Origin of the sequence: Wolbachia endosymbiont (group A) of Opomyza germinationis (assembly GCF_964264765.1) — a bacterium.
In the GTDB taxonomy this organism is placed as follows: Bacteria; Pseudomonadota; Alphaproteobacteria; order Rickettsiales; family Anaplasmataceae; genus Wolbachia; species Wolbachia pipientis.
In genome coordinates, this window is record NZ_OZ183482.1 from 126,025 (window position 1) to 145,399 (window position 19,375).

Annotated in this window: 21 protein-coding genes; 15 read left to right on the plus strand and 6 right to left on the minus strand. The window is 34.6% G+C overall.

Annotated features, from left to right (window positions below; all coding sequences use genetic code 11):
- The first annotated feature begins 15 nt into the window (after positions 1-15).
- The 10 genes from rpsM to ACFEL3_RS00735 all read left to right on the plus strand — a co-directional run bounded on the left by rpsM (position 16) and on the right by ACFEL3_RS00735 (position 7,350).
- Positions 16-384 carry a 30S ribosomal protein S13 gene (gene rpsM / locus ACFEL3_RS00690; RefSeq protein WP_265018040.1) on the plus strand — a complete coding sequence of 123 codons (369 nt, stop codon included), beginning with the start codon at positions 16-18 and terminating at the stop codon, positions 382-384.
- 24 nt (positions 385-408) lie between these two features.
- Complete coding sequence (gene rpsK, locus ACFEL3_RS00695) at positions 409-795, plus strand: 30S ribosomal protein S11 (RefSeq protein ID WP_015589137.1); 387 nt, start codon at positions 409-411, stop codon at positions 793-795.
- A gap of 21 nt (positions 796-816) precedes the next feature.
- Positions 817-1,884, plus strand: a complete 1,068-nt coding sequence (locus ACFEL3_RS00700) for a DNA-directed RNA polymerase subunit alpha (RefSeq protein WP_012673178.1) — start codon at positions 817-819, stop codon at positions 1,882-1,884.
- Between the two features lie 7 nt (positions 1,885-1,891).
- Positions 1,892-2,320 carry a 50S ribosomal protein L17 gene (rplQ, locus tag ACFEL3_RS00705; protein ID WP_007550873.1) on the plus strand — a complete coding sequence of 143 codons (429 nt, stop codon included), beginning with the start codon at positions 1,892-1,894 and terminating at the stop codon, positions 2,318-2,320.
- Between the two features lie 23 nt (positions 2,321-2,343).
- Positions 2,344-2,694, plus strand: a complete 351-nt coding sequence (locus ACFEL3_RS00710; protein ID WP_012673177.1) for a YraN family protein — start codon at positions 2,344-2,346, stop codon at positions 2,692-2,694.
- A gap of 41 nt (positions 2,695-2,735) precedes the next feature.
- A complete protein-coding gene (gene atpH / locus ACFEL3_RS00715) occupies positions 2,736-3,296 on the plus strand; it encodes an ATP synthase F1 subunit delta (protein ID WP_010962742.1) in 561 nt (186 codons plus the stop codon).
- Complete coding sequence (atpA, locus tag ACFEL3_RS00720) at positions 3,293-4,834, plus strand: F0F1 ATP synthase subunit alpha (RefSeq protein WP_038198926.1); 1,542 nt, start codon at positions 3,293-3,295, stop codon at positions 4,832-4,834. The genes atpH and atpA overlap by 4 nt, the downstream gene beginning before the upstream one ends.
- A gap of 9 nt (positions 4,835-4,843) precedes the next feature.
- Positions 4,844-5,338 carry a transcription elongation factor GreA gene (gene greA / locus ACFEL3_RS00725; RefSeq protein WP_010962740.1) on the plus strand — a complete coding sequence of 165 codons (495 nt, stop codon included), beginning with the start codon at positions 4,844-4,846 and terminating at the stop codon, positions 5,336-5,338.
- Positions 5,339-5,344: 6 nt separating this feature from the next.
- A complete protein-coding gene (gene ribB / locus ACFEL3_RS00730) occupies positions 5,345-5,998 on the plus strand; it encodes a 3,4-dihydroxy-2-butanone-4-phosphate synthase (protein WP_038198925.1) in 654 nt (217 codons plus the stop codon).
- Between the two features lie 71 nt (positions 5,999-6,069).
- Positions 6,070-7,350: a M48 family metalloprotease gene (locus ACFEL3_RS00735; RefSeq protein ID WP_182282544.1), complete on the plus strand. Its 1,281-nt coding sequence runs from the start codon at positions 6,070-6,072 to the stop codon at positions 7,348-7,350.
- 21 nt (positions 7,351-7,371) lie between these two features.
- On the opposite strand, the gene ACFEL3_RS00740 is transcribed toward ACFEL3_RS00735, so the two are convergent.
- Complete coding sequence (locus ACFEL3_RS00740) at positions 7,372-7,707, minus strand: TrbC/VirB2 family protein (protein WP_070356877.1); 336 nt, start codon at positions 7,705-7,707, stop codon at positions 7,372-7,374.
- Between the two features lie 95 nt (positions 7,708-7,802).
- Positions 7,803-8,537 (minus strand): 3-oxoacyl-[acyl-carrier-protein] reductase, encoded by a 735-nt coding sequence (fabG, locus tag ACFEL3_RS00745; RefSeq protein ID WP_010962736.1) that lies wholly within the window; start codon positions 8,535-8,537, stop codon positions 7,803-7,805.
- Positions 8,538-8,802: 265 nt separating this feature from the next.
- On the opposite strand from fabG, the gene ACFEL3_RS00750 reads away from it, so the two are divergent.
- The 5 genes from ACFEL3_RS00750 (at position 8,803) to ACFEL3_RS00770 (ending at position 11,516) form a co-directional block, all read left to right on the plus strand.
- Positions 8,803-10,323 (plus strand): HlyD family type I secretion periplasmic adaptor subunit, encoded by a 1,521-nt coding sequence (locus ACFEL3_RS00750; RefSeq protein WP_010962735.1) that lies wholly within the window; start codon positions 8,803-8,805, stop codon positions 10,321-10,323.
- Between the two features lie 142 nt (positions 10,324-10,465).
- A complete protein-coding gene (locus ACFEL3_RS00755; RefSeq protein ID WP_038198869.1) occupies positions 10,466-10,750 on the plus strand; it encodes a transposase in 285 nt (94 codons plus the stop codon).
- 147 nt (positions 10,751-10,897) lie between these two features.
- Positions 10,898-11,113: an IS3 family transposase gene (locus tag ACFEL3_RS00760; protein ID WP_245836010.1), complete on the plus strand. Its 216-nt coding sequence runs from the start codon at positions 10,898-10,900 to the stop codon at positions 11,111-11,113.
- A 114-nt stretch (positions 11,114-11,227) separates the two neighbouring features.
- Complete coding sequence (locus ACFEL3_RS00765; protein ID WP_375316743.1) at positions 11,228-11,362, plus strand: hypothetical protein; 135 nt, start codon at positions 11,228-11,230, stop codon at positions 11,360-11,362.
- Positions 11,352-11,516, plus strand: coding sequence for an IS3 family transposase (locus ACFEL3_RS00770; protein ID WP_080717620.1), 165 nt, complete (start codon positions 11,352-11,354; stop codon positions 11,514-11,516). The genes ACFEL3_RS00765 and ACFEL3_RS00770 overlap by 11 nt, the downstream gene beginning before the upstream one ends.
- A gap of 23 nt (positions 11,517-11,539) precedes the next feature.
- Here the strand turns inward: ACFEL3_RS00770 and ACFEL3_RS00775 are convergent.
- The 4 genes from ACFEL3_RS00775 to cifA form a co-directional block, all read right to left on the minus strand.
- A protein-coding gene (locus ACFEL3_RS00775; protein ID WP_094189578.1) for an IS5-like element ISWpi1 family transposase occupies positions 11,540-12,372 on the minus strand; the annotation gives its coding sequence in 2 pieces (ribosomal slippage) (positions 11,540-12,003 and positions 12,003-12,372; 834 coding nt in all).
- Positions 12,373-12,392: 20 nt separating this feature from the next.
- Positions 12,393-13,256: a lipase family protein gene (locus ACFEL3_RS00780; protein WP_138317963.1), complete on the minus strand. Its 864-nt coding sequence runs from the start codon at positions 13,254-13,256 to the stop codon at positions 12,393-12,395.
- 910 nt (positions 13,257-14,166) lie between these two features.
- Positions 14,167-17,667 (minus strand): cytoplasmic incompatibility factor CifB, encoded by a 3,501-nt coding sequence (gene cifB / locus ACFEL3_RS00785; RefSeq protein ID WP_182365082.1) that lies wholly within the window; start codon positions 17,665-17,667, stop codon positions 14,167-14,169.
- A gap of 75 nt (positions 17,668-17,742) precedes the next feature.
- The gene (gene cifA / locus ACFEL3_RS00790) at positions 17,743-19,167 is read right to left on the minus strand and encodes a cytoplasmic incompatibility factor CifA (protein WP_155968735.1); all 1,425 of its coding nucleotides are present in this window, start codon (positions 19,165-19,167) and stop codon (positions 17,743-17,745) included.
- Positions 19,168-19,375: the final 208 nt, after the last annotated feature.

Here is a 19,375-nt window from a genome sequence, read left to right on the forward strand (position 1 = left end):
AGTATCGAGGTACCAGTGGCACGTATTGCAGGCATGAATATTCCAGTGAGGAAATGTGTTCCTTTTGCATTAACTTATATATATGGTATAGGTATTGCTACTGCGAATGTAATTTGTCACGCTTGCGAAGTTGATAAGCGCAAACGTGTTTCAGAATTACGAGATGAAGATATAGAAAAGATCAGCGGTTTCATTAGACAAAATTATGTTATAGAAGGTGAGCTCAGAAAAGAAGTGGCTATGAACATAAAATCTTTAGTGGAAATGGGATGCTATAGAGGGGTGAGACATAGAAAAGGTTTACCTGTGAGAGGGCAAAGGACTCATACTAATGCTAAGACTCGTAAAGGTAGATCTCGGTTGCCTATTGCTGGGAAAAAATAAAATTTATTATTATTGTGAGTTTTAATGAAAAAAGTCAAAACGGTTAGTAAGAGTAAGAAGGAGTTTATTACTGGTGTTGTCCATATTCGTGCAACTTTTAATAATACTTTTGTAAATGTAACTGATGTTCATGGTAATACGCTATGTCAAACTTCTGTGGGTGCATGTGGTTTTTCAGGTTCGAGAAAATCCACACCTTATGCTGCAGGTAAGGCTGCGGAGTCTGCTGCGAAGAACGCAATGGAGAGATTTGGTATGAAGGTTGTCTCTGTAATAATTCGCGGCCCTGGCTTTGGTACCGAAGCTGCGGTTAAAGCACTTCAGAGCTGTGGGTTGACTGTGACTTCAATTGCAGATAAAACCGCAATTCCTCATAATGGGTGCAGGTTAAGAAAAAAAAGAAGAGTATAGGATATTTGAAAAGGTTGTTTTATGTATTATAATAATGATGTTTCTCTCTGTAGCAATTTAGATAAATTGATTAAACCTAGTTCAGTTAAGGTAATATCAGATGATTCAAGTGAAAAAAGTGATATAGTGCTAGAACCGTTGGAAAGTGGTTTTGCTTTAACATTAGGCAATGCATTAAGACGTGTAATGTTATCTTCTCTTAAAGGTAGTGCTGTTTATGGAATAAAAATTGAAGGTGTAACTCATGAGTTCACTTCAATTCAAGGGGTGAGAGAAGACGTAACTGATATAGTATTAAATATGGGTATGTTGAGGTGTAAATTAAATGGTGCTTCTAATAAATGCTTAAATTTAAACGCTAAAGGGCCTTGCCAGGTATTAGCTGGGATGATAGAAACTGATGATCAATGCTCTATTGTTAATAAAGATTTGTTAATATGTACGCTGGGGCAAAATGTGGAGCTTAACATGACCATATATGTGGCTAGCGGAAAAGGTTATCTTCCTGTAACTAAATATAAAGAAAATGAACTTTTGAAGCTTATGAGTGAACAGGATTTAATTGGTTTTATTCCAGTTAATGCTTTGTATAGCCCTGTCAACAGGGTTTCGTACAGGGTAGAGAACAGTCGTGTTGGCCAAGTGACTGATAAGGATAAGCTGATATTGTCAATTGAAACTGATGGTACAATTTCTCCGAGTCAAGCTGTTGACTCTGCTGCAAGAATATTACAGGAGCAACTTCAGCCCTTTATTAGTTCTGATGTAAGTTATAAAAAATCGCAGGTTTCTTCGTCTAGTGGTGCTAAAGATTTGGGTTATGACCCTGTCTTATTGCGTAAGGTAGATGAAATGGAATTATCTGTCAGGTCTCATAACTGTCTGAAAAACGAAAACATCACTTATATAGGTGATCTTGTACAAAAGACAGAAGGTGAAATGTTAAGAACTGCTAATTTTGGCAGAAAGTCTTTGAATGAGATTAAGGCAGTTTTGACTAATTTTGGCTTGTCTTTGGGTATGAATGTGCTAAACTGGCCACCTAAGGATATAGATGAGTTGGCTAAACAACATACTGATGAAGATTAGGTGATATATGAAACATGGAATAAAAAAACGTAAACTATCTCGTTGTACTGAACATAGATTATCGACGTTAAAGAATCTATCTATCTCATTAATTAACCATGAGCAGATTGTAACTACTTTACCAAAAGCTAAGGAACTTCGTCCATATGTCGAAAAGTTTATTACAATTGCTAAGAATAAGAATACTTTACATGGTAGAAGACTTTTGCTTTCACGCCTTCATAATAGTAAGTTAGCAGTTGATAAGTTATTAAACGTCTTAGCCAGCCGTTATCAAGATCGTAAAGGTGGGTATTCTAGAATAATAAAATTTAGCACTCGAAAGGGTGATTGCGCTTCAATGGCAGTGATAGAACTGGTTGATAGGGATATTGCAGCAAGAGGTAAGGTTTATAGTAAAAATAAAGAAGGAGGCAAAGTAGTTACACAAAGTTAATTGTTATCATAATTGTTCTTCTTGTGGTAAGTAGGTTACGCTACTTTGTAGGTTACTTTGGCGAGTTATTAGTTTTAGTATATTTAAAACTGAAATGGTATAATGTTATAAAACGCCGTTACCGTTGTAAGTTCGGTGAAATTGACTTAATTGTATCTAAAAAAAAGGAGCTGATTTTTATAGAAGTTAAAACAAGTTTACTTGGAAAAGAAATACCGATATCTCATCTTCAATGTCAGTCTATTATAAATTCTTCTAAGTATTTCTTAAGTAAAAACCTTAGTTTTTTAGATTATTCAGTCAGATATGATTTATATTTTCTTTCCTTAAAGAGAAGACCTGTTTATATAAAAAATGCTTGGATTGAAGAATGAAAGATTTGTAGCTGAATTAATTTAGATTTACTGGATTTAATATGAAAAAGACCCAATACAATAATTTAGTTTCATCTTACGCTAGAGTGCTATTTCATGTCTCAGGAAGCAGGTTAGGTATTATAAGGAAAGAAGTAGAATTTTTGTTGGCTTTTTTTAAGGATCAACGTGATGTTTTTGTGTACCTATCTCATCCTATGATTTCTTTTGCACACAAAAAAGAAGTGATGCTTTCTATAAATGAGCACTTGAGTGAGAATTTAGTAAAATTTATTATGGTTATATTTGCAAATAAACGCTCTAGTTTATTGATCCTTATATTAGAAAAATTCTTAAGTCTTGCAAGAGAAAATGAAAATGAATTCGAAATTACTATAAAGTCAGCAGAAACTTTAAAGGAATCTGATATAAAAATAATTACTGAATCTTTGAGCTTTCTTGGTAAAATAATAAAAGTAAGCAATGTGGTTGACCCTTCTATACTAGGTGGCTTCGTAGTTAGGTATGGTTTTAATTTGATCGATGCTTCGCTAAAAAGTTACTTGGATAGGTTAGTTGACTTAAGTAAAATGGAAATATTAAAAGTAAGGAATTTTGTATGAAGAACAGTATGAATGTTTCTGAGATAGCAAGTATAATAAGAGAAAAGGTTGAGACGTTTGATAATCCTATAAAGCGGGAAAATATAGGTGAAGTAATTTCAGTAACAGATGGTATCGCATTGGTTTATGGGCTGGAAAAAGCAAAATTCGGTGAAAAGGTATTTTTTGCAAGTGGTGTAGAAGGAATAGTTCTCGATTTAGATCATAATACGGCTGGAATAGTTGTGCTTGGTAATGACCGTGATGTGAAAGAAGGGGACGTTGTAAAATGTAGTGGTGATGTTGTGCAGGTGCCTGTAGGGCATGAATTGTTAGGGAGAGTTGTAAATGCGTTGGGCCATCCTATGGACGACGGTGGGGAAATTAGAGCCAAAAACAGAATGGATATAGAATCTAAAGCGCCAGGCATTATTGATCGTAAGTCTGTGCATGAGCCACTGCAAACAGGAATTAAAATTATAGATTTGCTAATTCCAATAGGTAGAGGGCAGCGTGAATTAATTATTGGTGATAGACAAATTGGTAAAACTACTATTGCGCTTGATACTATTATCAATCAGAAGAAGATTAACGATGAGGTAAACGAAAATCAAAAAGTTTACTGTGTTTATGTTGCTATTGGGCAAAAAATTTCAACAGTAGCAAAAGTGGTAAATAAGCTGAAAGAAAGCGGAGCATTAGAGTATACAACTGTAGTTGTGGCTAGTGCATCTGACTGCGCGCCTATGCAATTTTTAGCACCTTATGCTGGTTGCACTATTGGGGAATTTTTCCGTGACAATGGAATGCATTGTTTGATTATATATGATGATTTATCTAAGCATGCTGTGGCATATAGGCAGATGTCTTTATTGCTCAGACGTCCTCCTGGTCGTGAAGCTTACCCTGGAGATATATTCTATGTACATTCTCGCTTGCTTGAAAGAGCTGCTAAAATGTCTGATAAAAAAGGGCAGGGTTCTTTAACTGCTTTGCCAATTGTCGAAACTCAAGCTGGTGATGTATCCGCATATGTGCCAACAAATGTTATTTCAATTACCGATGGGCAGATCTTTCTTGAGTCTGAATTATTTTATAAAGGATTTCGACCTGCAGTAAATATAGGTTTGTCGGTTTCACGGGTTGGTTCTGCTGCACAATTAAAGTCTGTGAAAAAAGTTGCTGGTTCTATAAAGCTAAGCTTAGCTCAGTATAGAGAATTAGAAGATTTTGCAAAATTTGGTTCTGATCTTGATGCTAGTGTTCAATTATCCTTGAATAAGGGTAAATATCTTGTTGAGTTATTAAAGCAAAAACAACATTTACCTATGTCAATAGAAGAGCAAGTAGTGCTGATGTATATTTTTTCTAACCTGTATAATCAGTTAAGTAAAATACAAATAAGTAACGTTAATAAATTTGAACATGATCTTGTTAATTATTTTCGTACTGTACACCCTGGGGTTTTAAAAAAGTTGTCAAATGACATGAATGGTGATATAAAAGGTGATATTTTTAATATTGTGAGTAATTTTGTTACTCAATTTAATTGCGTTTAGGTGGTAATTATGGCTTCATCTATTATTAATAAATTTCCTATGACGAGGGAAGGTTTTGAGAATATGCAAGCCGAACTTGAAAAATTAAAGGAAGAAAAGCCTTCTGTTATACAAGCTATTTCTGATGCTCGTGATCAAGGTGATTTGTCTGAAAACGCAGAGTATCATGCTGCACGGGAAAGGTTAGGTTTTATTGAAGGCCGTATAATGGAGATAGAAAGTAAGCTCTCACATGCGGAAGTAATAGAAGTAAAAAATTTGTCTGGTGATTCAGTAATATTTGGTGCAACTGTGACATTAAGAATGTTAAGTGATAATAACGGTGAAGTGGAATATGTTTATAAGGTTGTAGGCGAATATGAAGCTGATGTTTCAAAGCAGTTAATATCTACTAGTTCACCACTCGGGAGTGCCTTAATCGGCAAAAAAGTCGGTGAGTATGTGGAAGTGACAGTGCCAAATGGAGAGAAATTGTATAAAATAGTTAAGATTGAATTTAAGTAAATTATTATGGTACAGGCCACTTATGCTTCAATGAGTCTACCCGGTATTTCTTCTGTGGAAGATGTATTAGAGGATGCTCGTTCCGGTAAATTGTTCATTTTAGTTGATGATGAAAGTAGAGAGAATGAAGGTGATTTGGTTGTCTTAGCTGAAAAAGTAAAACCAGAACATATGGCTTTTATGGTTAGATACGGTACTGGTATTGTATTTTTAGCTATGACAAAGCTTCATATGAGTAAACTAAATCTTGAGTTTATGAGGAAGAGCAATGTAGATGAAAAGCTTACTCCTCATACTGCATTTACTACGTCAATTGATGCGCGTTATGGCATTACAACAGGTGTTTCTGCTCATGATAGAACGCATACGATACTTACTGCCATTGATGAAAAGAGTACTAAGGACGATATTATTACTCCAGGGCATGTTTTCCCTATTATTGCAAATGAAGGCGGGGTTTTAGCACGCAATGGTCACACTGAAGCAAGTGTTGAAATAGCAAAGTTGGTTGGTCTTAATCATGCAGCTGTAGGGTGTGAATTAGTGAATGATGATGGCTCTATGATGCGCTTACCTCAGTTGCTTAAATTTGCTGAACAACATAAAATTAAGTTAACTACCATCGACAAACTTATCAGTTACGTTAAAAAATTAAACTAGCGTTTATAAATTTGTATAATTTAAGTGTTAAAATATAAAATTCCTGTAAATTATACAAGCACAGAATTTTCATGTTTAGAATTGCTAAGTTTTTGACCTTATTGTTCTTTCTTGCATATTATAATAATGCTTACTCTATTAACATTATTAGAGATAGTGAGGTGGAAGCAATAGTGAAAGAGCTAGCGCAACCTTTATTTTCTGCTGCAGATATTGATCATGATCAAGTGAAAGTTTTTGTAATTAATGACAGTTCGATTAATGCTTTTGTAATTAACAATAACAGTATCTTCATTCATTTAGGGCTTTTACGATATTCGGCTAAACCTTATGTCTTGCTTGGTATATTAGCACATGAGATTGCTCACATATCTGCTGGTCATATATTGCAAATGAGTAGTGCTATGGGTTATTTTCAATCGATAGCAATGATTAGTTATATGGTAGGATTAGTTTCTAGTATTATCATTAACCCTCAGGTTGCTGGTGCAATTTTGCTTAGTGGTGTAGCACTCAGTTCAAGGCTATTTTTTAACTATTCTCAAGAGCAAGAAAGTGTAGCAGATAGCTATGCTTTAAGGTACCTTGATGAATCTGGCTATGATAATTCAGGTATGAAAGAGATTTTTGATTATTTTAAAAGTATTGAGCATGAGAATACCGAGGAATATTTCCGTACTCACCCACTTAGTGAGAAACGTATATTTGCTGTACAGAATTATAAGGTCAAAAACAACGTAAAACCAATTTTTGCGGATAAGTTACTAAAGTTTGAGCGTGTGGTTGCAAAGCTAGACTCTTTCTTTGCTCCTATTCATGTGTTATCTAATAAATATGAAGATAATTCTGAGTATGTAAATGCTATAGTTTGCTATAGGCAAGGAAAGATAGAGGAGGCTATTGCTAAAGTTAATTCATTGATTCAAGAGTCACGCAATGACCCATACCTATATGAATTAAAAGCAGAAATGCTATACAAGGCTGGAAATTTAAGTGAAGCAATAAAAATGTATGAGGAATCGCTTAGGTATTTATCTGAGAAAAACAGTTATTTAGTGAAACTTGCATTATCTCATACTTTATTATTACACGGTGATGCAAAAAAGGCAATTTTTTACCTGGAGCAGATTTTGAATGTAGAACCAAATAACGCTTTTGTCTGGAAATATTTAAGCGTTGCATATAAATGTGACGCTGATACGGCAATGCATTATTTTGCTTTGACAAAAAAGGCTTGTATTGAAGGTGATTTAAAGCAATTTACAAAATATGCTGAGCTAGCTGTTAAAACTTTACCAAAAGATAGCCCTTATTTGTTGCAAGTTGAAGATATGAAGCGATTTAATGGATAACAAAAAAGCATTTCTGTACTTTTATGGGTTTCTCTTTCCACAATTTTCCAACATAGCTTTTGCTTCATCGCTTACATTGGGCATAATTTTCGTTATGATAGTTTTAGCGCCAAAAAATACACCACAGAACATGCCAAGAGCAAAGAGGGCTGGCCACGGCATCCTGCCAAATATTGCAAGCAAAGCTGCACCAATTATTACTACCGTCATAAGTGGACCGCCTATCCCCCAAACATAACCAATAATATTGCATATTACTTTAGTTGTGTCATCCATATCAGGGTCAGCTGCATAACCTGAGAAAGAGAAAAGCAATACTACGCAAAAAACACTAAAAAATTCCATTATAGAGCTCATTTTTTTGCCTCTAAATAATAAATTAACGTAAACCTACACCTACACATATTTTTATTTTAAAGTAAAAATTATAATTTGTCCATACATAAGTGTTGCTACATAAATAACCCACCATTAATGTTAAGCACATGCCCTGTTATATATTTTGCTTCATCACTTGCTAAAAATAAGACCCCTGCTGCTATTTCTTCCCCTGTTCCCATTCTTTTCATTGGAATATTATCTAATATTTTTCCCTTTTGCACTTCATTTAAAACTTCAGTCATTTTAGTATCTATAAACCCAGGAGCAATACAATTTACTGTTATATTACGACTTGCAACTTCTTTTGCTATAGATTTGCTCATAGCTATTATTCCAGCTTTAGACGCTGCATAATTTGCTTGCCCGGCGTTTCCTGTCAGCCCTATTATTGAGGAAATATTTATAATTCTTCCCCAATTATTCTTAATTAGTTTCCTGCATGCTTCTCTACTCAGCTTAAATGTAGAACTCAAGTTAATATCAATTACTTTTTGCCATGTTTCATCTGTCATTCTCAATAATAAACTGTCTTGCGTAATGCCCGCGTTGCATACAAGCCCGTCAAAGCCTTCCATCAACTCACTTGCTCTGTTTACTAGTTGATTTACTTCCTCAGCATTTGATAAATCACAAGGGAGTACGTGCATATTTTTTTCATATTGTTTAGCAACTTCTTCGAGCACTTCTTTTTTTGTGCCAGAAACACATAAAGTTGCTCCGGCTTTGTGCATAATTTTTACAATTGCTTGCCCTATTCCGCCTGATGCACCAGTAATCAGGAACTTTCTGCTTTCCAATCCAAACATAATAACTTTATATTATCTTAATTCCTAACAGAATATTGACTAGTTGGCAATAGATTTCTTACATAATATAAGTAACTCAGATATTCACAAAATAAAGGAAAAGTTATAATAAAGTTAAACGTCAAAAAATTTTAAAAACATAGTTATGCAGGAATTGTTACTAAATAGTTTATTCTGGTGCTCTACAGTCTAAATGGAATGCTTAAATTATAGATTCTTTGTTTTTGTGTGTTATCTTGAGTTAACACAAATTCACAGTAGTATTATGATCAGTAAGTTAAAAAAGCTTAGCACTGGATTTTCTTTGACAGGCTTGATTGGCCATAGTGATAATATAAATATGCAAGGAGCAAAAAATAAAAAGAAGAAGTACCCAAAATTTTTGGATAAGACGTTCGCATTGATTGATGCGATGATAAATTTTATTTTAAAACGTGAAAGTAATAACGTAAATGAAGTTCTGAGAGTAACATGGGGACCACTATTTTTTGGTCTGGTAGTAATACTTATCTTTTTTGGGATAGGTGGTATTTGGTCGGCTATAGCTCCAATTGACGGTGCGGTGCATGCAAGTGGAGAAGTTATTGTATCTTCAAATAGGAAAATAGTTCAACACTTGGGTGGAGGAATAATAAGCAAAATTTTAGTCAAAGAGAGCCAAGCAGTTAAAAAAGATGAGCCTCTAGTTTTGTTGAGTGATGTTAACGAGAAGGCGAATTTAAGTATTATCAAAGAGAAGCTCTTATCATTTTTAGCAACAGAAGCAAGGCTTCTTGCAATCAGAGTAGATTTGGACACGCTCGAGTTTCCTGATGAGGTTAAAAAATTATCTCACGATGAACTTGTAAATAAAGCGATAAAGAATCAAGTAAAGTTGTTCAACTCTCAGAGAAAGAGCATATTGGGAAAAACAGACATACTGCAACAACGTATAAAGCAGTTAAATGATGAATTAGCGGGGCTAAACTTTCAACTAAATGCAGCTCATAAGCAATATGACTTGATAACTGAGGAGTTGGAAACAAAAAGACAATTACTTGATAGTGGCCATATAAGCAAACCACACATTTTAGCTTTAGAAAAGCAGTTTGCTGAAATTGAAGGCAGAGTTGGACATTACCGTTCTGCAATATCTCAAGTGCAGCAAAAAATTGGAGAGAACGAATTAGAAATTATAAACGTGAGAAACGATTCTCAAGAAAGAGCAAACGCTGAACTTAAGGAAGTTAGTACGTCTATTGCAGACTTGAAAGAGAGGCTGATGGTTGCTGAAGATTCATTAGCACGTACAATAATTAAATCGCCTCAAGATGGGATAGTCACAGATATAAGATACCATACTGAAGGTGGTGTTATACAATCTGGAGTTCCGATCATGAGCGTAGTGCCATCGGATGATGACCTAATAATAGATGCTAAAATTCAGACCAGAAACATAGAAGAGGTACTGTCGGCACAAAAGAAAGATAGCAACATAGTCTCTATTGATGGGCTAGAAGGGCTAAAGGTTAAAGTCCGGTTAAGTGCTTACAGTGCACGTCGTTTAAGTTTAATTAGTGGTATAGTAAGCCATATTTCTCCTGACGCTCTTGATGATCCAAGACTAGGGCGTTATTATTCAGTACGTGTAGTGATACCAAAACCAGAGCTTGCTCAGTTTAAAAACGTATACCTATACCCTGGTATGCCAGCAGAAGTGTACATAGTTACTCAATCTCGTACTCTTTTATCATTCTTGTTTACGCCTATAATTGCAACAGTCGATAGGTCTTTTATAGAAAGGTAGCTCACTCGTTAAAGTAGTAGTGAAAGTGCCGTAATAAAATTTAGGTACATAATTAGACAATAGGCTTCTTGACCTTACCCAGAAAAAGTGGAGAGAAAGAAAGGAGTTTTTTCGGGTAAAATAAAATTTTGGAGGATTAGAAATGGCAAGAGAATATACGGCAGAATTCAAATTGGAAGCTGTTAAGCTGGCAAATGAACAAAGAAAGGTAGGTCAACCAGTTGCAAAAGTAGCAAGAGATCTAGGAATAAGGGATAGTGTATTAGGAAAATGGATGAAGAAATATAACGAAAAAAAGTCAGCGGCAAATGCATTTCCAGATGTAGCACCTTATGACAAAGAGAGATTTGATTTACAGAAAGAGTTAGCAAAAGTAACAAGAGAAAGAGACATTTTAAAAAAAGCCCTAGCCAGTCAAAAAGAGTAAAATATTTTTTCATAAAAGAGCATAGTAAACACTATAAAGTGCAGGAATTATGTAGGGTTTTCTGCTAGTGGCTACTATAAGTGGACTACAAGGAAAATAAGCAGTAGAGAATCAGCAAATAAAGAGTTATTAGCAGATATTCAAAAAATATATCAAGCTTCTAAATGTAGATATGGAGCTCCTAAAATTCATGCTGAATTGAAGGCTTTGGGTAAAAGTTGCAACTTAAAAACAGTGCAAAGTATTATGCAGAAAAATGGTATTCAGGCTATATTGAGAAGAAAATTTAAAATTAAGAAACAACAAACGGACAGTAGCTCCCAATATATTAGACCAAAACTTTATTGTCGATCAACCAAATAAAGTATGGGATTACTTATATAAAAACCAAAGAAGGATGGCTATATTTGGCAACAATAATCGATCTATATTCACGCATGGTAGTTAATGAGCAGTTCAATAAATAAACAATTGGTTATGGACTCTTTATTAATGGCCGTTAACAAGCGTAAACCTGCCAAAAATCTACTATTACATAGTGATCAAGGTTCACAATATACTTCGCAAGGTTATCAATATCTCTTATCCATAAAAAACATAGATGAGTTATAAAGGTTGTTGTTACGACAATTCTGTTGTGGAAAGCTTCTTCAGTTCTCTAAAAAGGGAGTTACCAATAGACACCTCTCGGCACTCTAAACAGCATATCAAAACTGCTATATTTGAATATATAGAAATTTTTTATAACAAACAACGTCACTATTAGAGGTTGTCCGGAAACTAGTAAATTCAAGCATATTCCCTCTTTAACATAACCCTACTCATAGCTAGGTATATGAAATTCTCAGTGGATGTTGTGAGTAAATCATACTCCTTCGATAGCCTTCTATTCCTATTAACCCAAGCAAAAGTCCTTTCTACAACCCATCTTCTTGGCTGTACTTTAAACCCTTGTTCTCTTGTTGGTAGTAGCTCAGGTGGCGTATCTTTGTGCACCCAAAATCTACATGGAGGCCTTTTAACAATTTCAATATCTATGTCATATTCTTCCTTTATGTGATTCTTTAAATTTCTTCCTTGGTATCCCATGTCAGCCCACATTTTTTTAACTTTAGTATATTTTGTTCTCATATTGTTTAATGCTATTTTAATACCATCTCTATCATTTTCGTTAGCAGCGCCTACGTAACAACCTAGTATAAAACCCTGAGTGTCTGTAATTATATGCCTTTTTCTACCCTTTACTTTTTTACTTCCATCATAGCCTTTGATCCCCCCTTTTCTGTAGTCTTTACAGATTGACTATCTACTATACAGGCACTCGGCTGCTCATTCCTTCCTATTTTTCTTCTACTATATTTTGTAATTTCATAATTCATTTTCTCAAAAATTCCCTGCTTCTTCCATTGCCTGAACTGCTCATACACAGTCTTCCATAGCGGAAAATCATTTGGTAAATACCGCCATTGACACCCTGTACGCAATACATAGAAAATTGCTTCTAATATTTCTCTTTTGCTATACTTTGGCGGCCTTCCTCCTTTCTTGTATGATACTCTGAAGTGTTTTTCTATTCTTGCCCATTCCCTTTCGCTTAGATCTGTTGGATACTTTTTTCTCATCTTTACCCCGTACTAAAATTTCAGATATTATAGCCTTTTACTTGTTTCCGGACAACCTCTTTGGCTTCTTCTGTTTTATCAAGACATAAAGCAGCTATAGTAGCAAGAGCACCTCCCATGCTATGACCTGTAACATTAATTTTTAAACTTTTGATTCCTTCTAATCCTTTATCATTAGCATGCCCTTGTAATATCTTGTGTACGCTGGGCCAAGAGCGTTTGAATAAAGAGTAGAAACCAGAGTGGATATAATTATCTCCAGATAAAAATGATAACTTAGTCAAAGATGCACGAAGATCTTCCTTCAAATCATTCAAATCGCGAGTACCATGATAAGCTATAGTTACTTCCTTGTCTTTAATAAAAACATAACCAACATCTCGATTGTATGAATTGCTACCCGTCAAAGCATAGCCGACATTGTGTTGTTCTAATTTATAATCACTATCTGAGCAATATTTATCTTGAATGAGTTCATTGTCATAAAATTTTATTATTTGATAACCTGCTTCTTCAAACTGCCTTTTAGTTTCATATTCATCTTTCTTTAATTTCCTGTCCCCATCACCATAGGCAATTTTACTGAGAGTACACATTTCTAGTAATTTTTCTTTATCAAATTCTGCAATTTGTCCTGTTATCAGATCGGCAAGGTCAGAAGCATCATTTAACTCACTATTCTCAGAACGCTCTATATTCTTCCATATTTTAATTAAACTAGAAATGTCTTGATTCAAAAGCGCGTCGAGATCATGTTCATCTCGAGCTTCTAATTCACTCTTAATTGGTCCGAGCTTTTCAATTAAGACCTCTTTTATTAAAGTATTGCTAATATTTACAAAATCATCGCTAATAGAATTTTGATTATCAATAACACCTGGCATATTTCTTACTTACTACAAGCTTAATTAACTTAGTATACCACTATGCAATTATTTAGTCAAATAAGTTATCAATTTAATAAGATTAACCATAAATCTTTTCGTCTTCAACGGTACAAGCAATATTTGTTCAGGAGCGTTTCTGGGAGGAATATTACAGTAACTAGCGTTAACAGCAATTCAATTATTTACTTTCTTCACAAAACACAAAAAAAGTACGTATATTTGTGAGAGTTTTTTACGTAAAAGGGGTGTTTCAAAAACAAAAACGTAAAATTATTACAACAAAGCTAAGCGAATTAGTTCGTATATAAATGTGGCAAAATAGGCTAAAATAGCTAGTTTTAGGGTATAGTAAAATCATTATAAGTAAAAGTTCGCACAGAACAAGCGGTAGACCATCCCATCCCAAAGAAAAATGTTCTCACGGGTAGCGGTTTTTGTTGCTGGAAATGGTTGGATTATTTAAGTTATTAGCAATATATAATACTAAATTAATAGTAATTCATTTGAGAACAAAAAGAAAAATTTATGATAATTTTACATTTCAAATGGATATTGTTCTTTTTATAAAAAATATTCCTATACTATGTAAGGTCAAGTTCTAATCACATCAATTTTTCTTCCAAATTAAATCTTATCTTTTACAGTGGATCTTACGTTTAAATTATTTTATATCCAAAATTAAGGAAGTTATTCTAAACGGTACACAACTTCAGCATCTAAAGCTAGCTGATTTTAAGAAAATATCGCTCTCATGAATGTGCTTTACGGACAAAAGCTTTATTAATATCTTCTATATTATTGTTAATAAACAACCCCCCAAAAAAAATATGCAGAAATAAATTAAAAGACCCATTACAACCAACGCGTAAATATGGAGTAAAGAAATACTTCATTCACCTATTAACCTCTACCTACTGCCTCTACCATTGCTATGATCATAAACTCTATTCACTCCATCAATTTCATCCAATACAGATTGCGGACCAAAATCAATTGATATCACTCTTTCTCCGCCTAATTGCAATGCTCCCCCACCTCCACGCTGTGGATATTGGAGTTCTAAAAATTGTAATAGTAATGGATCAATTTCATGTTGAATTCCTGGACGACCTTGAATCAATCTACCCCTAGGAGAAGATAGAGAATCATTTTGGAATAATTGTGAAATATTTCTTCTCCGATTTCTAAAGTATTGTTCATTTCTTTGAGGTTGTCTAGTGTCATTTCCAATTCCTGCACTAAGAAGACCACGTATATAACCTATAATACCTTCACCTTTCTCTCCAAAGTTACTATTTCCCTGTAAAGCTTGATCAATAGCTTGGTTAATATCCCTAGCATTTTCGTATGCCCATATGCCACAATTATGGCCATCTGTTTGCTGATGAACGGAAACATCATGGACATTATCATCGCTAATATCACATTCTCTTAAAGCTCCTCGAATATTATTGTCAATACGACTATCTGGACCAAGTGAATCAGCATAATACCCATAATAATTTCCATTTTGGTGGACAATAACTAATGTAACCCAATGACGATTACCTACATTAATAATAGCAGTTAATCTATCTTTTTCACCCGAATCTACTTTTTGTTTAAAGTTATCTATGTTACTACTTAATAAGTCCCTACCTGTTGGATCATTTTGATTTCCATCGACTCCTACTGAAGTTATTGCAAAATCATGACGATCATTAGTTGGATTAGATCGATCATCATGGAAAGTATATTGTCGTGCAGCGAAAAACATGTCATGAGTTTGTAGCCAATAACGGAAATTTTGATTTTCTGTTGCAAAGTCTAGTGCAAGTAGATTATGCACATCTTCTATTTCACGAGCGTTGTTTCTACGAAGGATAGTGTTTATTTGTTGTAATATTCCTTGTGCTGTAGAAGTACCACCTCCCCTTATTCTTGACCTTAATGTTTCTATTGCCTGTGCTCTAGTACCTTGCAAGTAACTAAATGGAACGTGCAGATTATCATCTATATCAAGCAAAAAAATCGAGTTCTGTCCTGGTCTTTTTTCCATGTAAAAGCGCCTGAAATTTTCACGAGTTTGATCTGACAATAGATTTTCTGGTGGATTTTCATCAATAACACTTTCAGGTCCCACTAATACTTCTGGTCTTGAGTCATGACCACGACGATCAAGTCTATGTACATACACTGCTTGTTGTGGAAGAGATATAAAGTCTTCTGCTCTCTGTGCACCTCTATTAAATACAGCATAAGACAAAACCACCTCATTTCCAGAAGTAATAGGCAAATATCCCCTTTGTTTGCTCATCAATTCTGTTATTTTGTACCTTGCCTCGTCTTGCTCCTGTTCTACTTCTTCTGCATTATCAGCAAATCCTAATACATATCCAATTGGGTGAGTATCTGCTGTAGGTTGTCTTAATAATAGAAGACCTAGTCTCTGTTCTGTAACTCTTGTAAGTATTACCCTTTCTCCTTCTTCTTCCTGCCACCTTTTTAAACTATATGTTTGACCAACTTTATACATAGCAAGCACTTTATAAGGATTATCACTAGCATAAAATGTACCATGTAGTATAGAGCGAAACTTATCTTTGCTATTTACATCTATTATCATATTGCCATGCGTATCTTCTGGCATTAATACTGCAGAAATGTTTCTAAATAATTCTTGATGCTGAAATCTATCTTGCCAGCCATCATTCATAACTTGATTTAAAGCATTATGCACATTTCCAGCATTAGGCACTTGCACAAGATTACCACCAAGAAAATTATTTGCATTATTATTTTGGTAATTGTGATATAAACCAAGGTTATCTGTATGAATATTAAGGCCAAGTTGATTATTAAGTGTGCATGAAACTTCCCGTACATGAACATTATTTCCGTCAACATTAAGATCTTGTAAATTGATGGCTCCTTGTTGTACAGCGTTGTTATCTCTAATATGAAGTATAACTATATCAGAACCTTGAGTATGGAAGACCATGGTTAAAGCATGATTCTCATCACCATATCTAAATATATACTTTCTTACACGTTGTTGAACTGCGTTTACTAATCTGAACTCTTCTAAAATACTATTCCCAAAAGCAAAACCAGTTATGCAATCAAATATTCTGTTATAATTCTCTGCATTTCTTGGTATTTCGTTAGGAAGATGTTGAAGCAAGAAATCTCTAATATTTTCTCTAATTCCTTCATCCTCCAAACACTCAAATAATCTTTGTACCAAAGGAAATCTATTCTCTAAAAACTCTACTGTATCAATACTAAAAGGATCTATATTCAGATTAAAATTTAATCCAATACAAACAGCATTTCTTGATTCAGTGTGAATAGATATAAATGAAGAAGCATGTAATCTTTTAGCATCAGCTCTAGCGCGGTTTAATGCAATATCAGACGATGTCCTCCATCTAGTAACATTAATAACGATAGGAATGTTTTCTCTCTCTGCCTGATGACATATAAGAAAAGCAACATATGAATTTCCAGGAGACAAGTCAAGGTCAATATCTATTGTGTAGAGATGAATAAAATTTGCCAACAAACCTAAGAAAAATCCGTGACTCTCAAACTTTTGACTGCGATTTTGAATGTCATTTTGTAGGCTGCCTAGGTAACTACGATAGATTCGAGTTATGTATGGCAAAATTCCTTCATTTATTCCACGTTCTATATTTATTCTTTGGTTACTTGCTAGCACTTCCATAAAACTGAAAATCCCTTGCTGACCCGGTGCAACTTGCACAAAATTGACCAAATGACCAAGCTGTACTCTCTGATCTTGATTGAGTCGTATACTTCCTATTTCCTTAACTGTCAACAAACTGCGTGGCGCAGGCGCATTAATCCCATTAAGCCTATTGCGTTCTATATGCCTAAGAAGGCTAATCTCAGACGCTGAATATTTAGCAAATCTATCTCTACCTTGAGAATCTTTTTCACGAATCACCTCGAATACTGTTGCAATCGCCTCTCCCTGACTCTTGCCCTTTCCATGCATGCATACTTTGTATTGCTCAAAATTTAGGTCTTCTTCCCTTAAATTTGGATTTTGCCCTCTAATCTCTCGCACTAGAGCATTTCTTTCCCTTGTACTGAACCTTAACCCATCACTATTAAGACGATCAGAAATACTGTAGCATCTGACAACTTGCTGTCCGTCACGATAAACAGCGACTTTTAGGTTCCCTGTATTTCTATTTCTACCACCTGTATCAATACCATGATTATCAAAACGAAAATACACTCTCTCATTTGCTTTTAAGATATTAGCATCATGAGCAGTAGCAAACATACTGAAAAAGAATACAGGAAGGAAACGTCCTGTACTTACATGATACAAGAAAAATGGACATTGATCTAAAAAGGATTCAAACTCTTGTCTAAAACCATCAAGATCTCCATCCACTAAACTTCTTATTAAAGACACAAAGCACCTCTCTATTTGCTAAGACCAGAAAAACCACTCACATTAATGAGTAGACTAGATTCTTCTTTTCTTATGAGAACCAGAAATACCACTCACACTAGGAGCTTCAAACTCAGACTGTGGGCCATCACCAGAACCATCAAGTGGCAAAGATACCTTAGATTGAGACCGCAAATTATTCCAAGGACCATCACCTACAGAAGGTAAAGTTACTTTCTCTAACTGAAGAAATAACTCTTCTGCAAACTTGCCGTAATCTACACCTTTCCTCTTTCCTTCCCTACCACATATTCTAAGATTTTCTATCATGACTTCTTTAAAAAGGTCAAACTTTTCAGGAAAGCAACCTTTGGCAAATGAAATCATATCTAATATTTCTTCTTTCTCTATTTCCCTATCGGGCTTACAAACATCTTCTCGTTTCCAATTAATGATTAATCCCCCAAGTACACTCTTTATAGGAACTGTATAATTAGAAGTATTAACAGAGGTCTCTCTGTATTCAGCAAAGCGTTCACATTTCCAAATCTCCATAATAAGGGATCTAGCTTGAACACTTAACTCAGGATTTTTCAACATCACATTTGAAAGTGAATAAAGAAAAAGTTCATAGTCTTGCTGTGAGAATATCTTGTCCGAACAGTCTCCTCCTGCTGAAACGCCTTTATAACACCAGCACTGTACCAAATCATGAACCGTATCAAAAAAACATGACTCTATTAATTCAGCAAGAAGGGAATATACTCCCTTATCTTTCTGCAATAATTTCTGTAAAAGAGTATCTTTATCGCCTATATTCCTTACACAAAAATCTAAAATAGGAGCGTCTTTCTCAACAGATTGAGGACGAGAAAGAGCAACAATAGCTTCTGTAAGCTTCTTCTCCTTATCTTTTTCCTCTAACTGATTATAAAAATACTCTACCCCTTCGCTCCACTTAAGTTTTACAGCACTGTCAAAACCTTCTACTGCATCATACTTCTTTAATTCCCCAGATTCTCTATCGATCCAGAAATCAAACACAGGACCATTTCTCTTCATGGATGATAGCAGAATGTTTCTTACATATTGATCACTGATCGGATTACCTTGACTATCTACCTCTTCTGAAGTAAATTGACCTCTAGAGAGTACAAACTGTTTGTTGAAAAAATCACCTATCTTGCCCGTTATACAGTACCTAGATGCCATACCATACCTTGGTAGTGGGTTATCGATTTCTCCTATTTTCTCTTCAGTCAATTTCTGACCTAAAACAGTATTATTTAACCTTGTACCTAACCAACAACCTTCATCTCGAAAAACATTATATAAGAATTCCAGCTTATCATCCTTAAAAAGTTTGATATACTCTATATAGGTCTCGACCCACCTTTTAATAGCTAACTTTCTTCCAGCCGCAATGTCACGATCTGTATGTTTTATCACATCTTGTAGCTTTTTAAGCACTTCAGCCTGACGTTTTGTTTCTATTGGCATTTAAACCTCCCTATATCATGAAAACAACGCTATGGTACTAAATTTGTAACTAAGTTACAACACCTAATTACTCCAGAAAGACCTATTTGATACCCAAACGTTCTGGTCAGGCCTAGAGAAATCTGTCTGGAATTATTGAGTATTTTCTAGAAATCTTAATTTGACAGCTAACACCAGGTTTTCTGGAGACTATAGGTGATGCACTTTT

Coding starts and splice junctions, on each gene's coding strand:
- cifA (WP_155968735.1), bottom strand. CDS start 19,167: ATGCCAATAGAAACAAAACGTCAGGCTGAAGTGCTTAAAAAGCTACAA.
- ACFEL3_RS00755 (WP_038198869.1), top strand. CDS start 10,466: ATGGCAAGAGAATATACGGCAGAATTCAAATTGGAAGCTGTTAAGCTG.
- ACFEL3_RS00780 (WP_138317963.1), bottom strand. CDS start 13,256: ATGCCAGGTGTTATTGATAATCAAAATTCTATTAGCGATGATTTTGTA.
- ACFEL3_RS00765 (WP_375316743.1), top strand. CDS start 11,228: ATGGACTCTTTATTAATGGCCGTTAACAAGCGTAAACCTGCCAAAAAT.
- ACFEL3_RS00770 (WP_080717620.1), top strand. CDS start 11,352: ATGAGTTATAAAGGTTGTTGTTACGACAATTCTGTTGTGGAAAGCTTC.
- ACFEL3_RS00700 (WP_012673178.1), top strand. CDS start 817: ATGTATTATAATAATGATGTTTCTCTCTGTAGCAATTTAGATAAATTG.
- ACFEL3_RS00735 (WP_182282544.1), top strand. CDS start 6,070: ATGTTTAGAATTGCTAAGTTTTTGACCTTATTGTTCTTTCTTGCATAT.
- ACFEL3_RS00740 (WP_070356877.1), bottom strand. CDS start 7,707: ATGAGCTCTATAATGGAATTTTTTAGTGTTTTTTGCGTAGTATTGCTT.
- greA (WP_010962740.1), top strand. CDS start 4,844: ATGGCTTCATCTATTATTAATAAATTTCCTATGACGAGGGAAGGTTTT.
- atpH (WP_010962742.1), top strand. CDS start 2,736: ATGAAAAAGACCCAATACAATAATTTAGTTTCATCTTACGCTAGAGTG.
- rplQ (WP_007550873.1), top strand. CDS start 1,892: ATGAAACATGGAATAAAAAAACGTAAACTATCTCGTTGTACTGAACAT.
- fabG (WP_010962736.1), bottom strand. CDS start 8,537: ATGTTTGGATTGGAAAGCAGAAAGTTCCTGATTACTGGTGCATCAGGC.
- atpA (WP_038198926.1), top strand. CDS start 3,293: ATGAAGAACAGTATGAATGTTTCTGAGATAGCAAGTATAATAAGAGAA.
- ribB (WP_038198925.1), top strand. CDS start 5,345: ATGGTACAGGCCACTTATGCTTCAATGAGTCTACCCGGTATTTCTTCT.
- rpsK (WP_015589137.1), top strand. CDS start 409: ATGAAAAAAGTCAAAACGGTTAGTAAGAGTAAGAAGGAGTTTATTACT.
- ACFEL3_RS00750 (WP_010962735.1), top strand. CDS start 8,803: ATGATCAGTAAGTTAAAAAAGCTTAGCACTGGATTTTCTTTGACAGGC.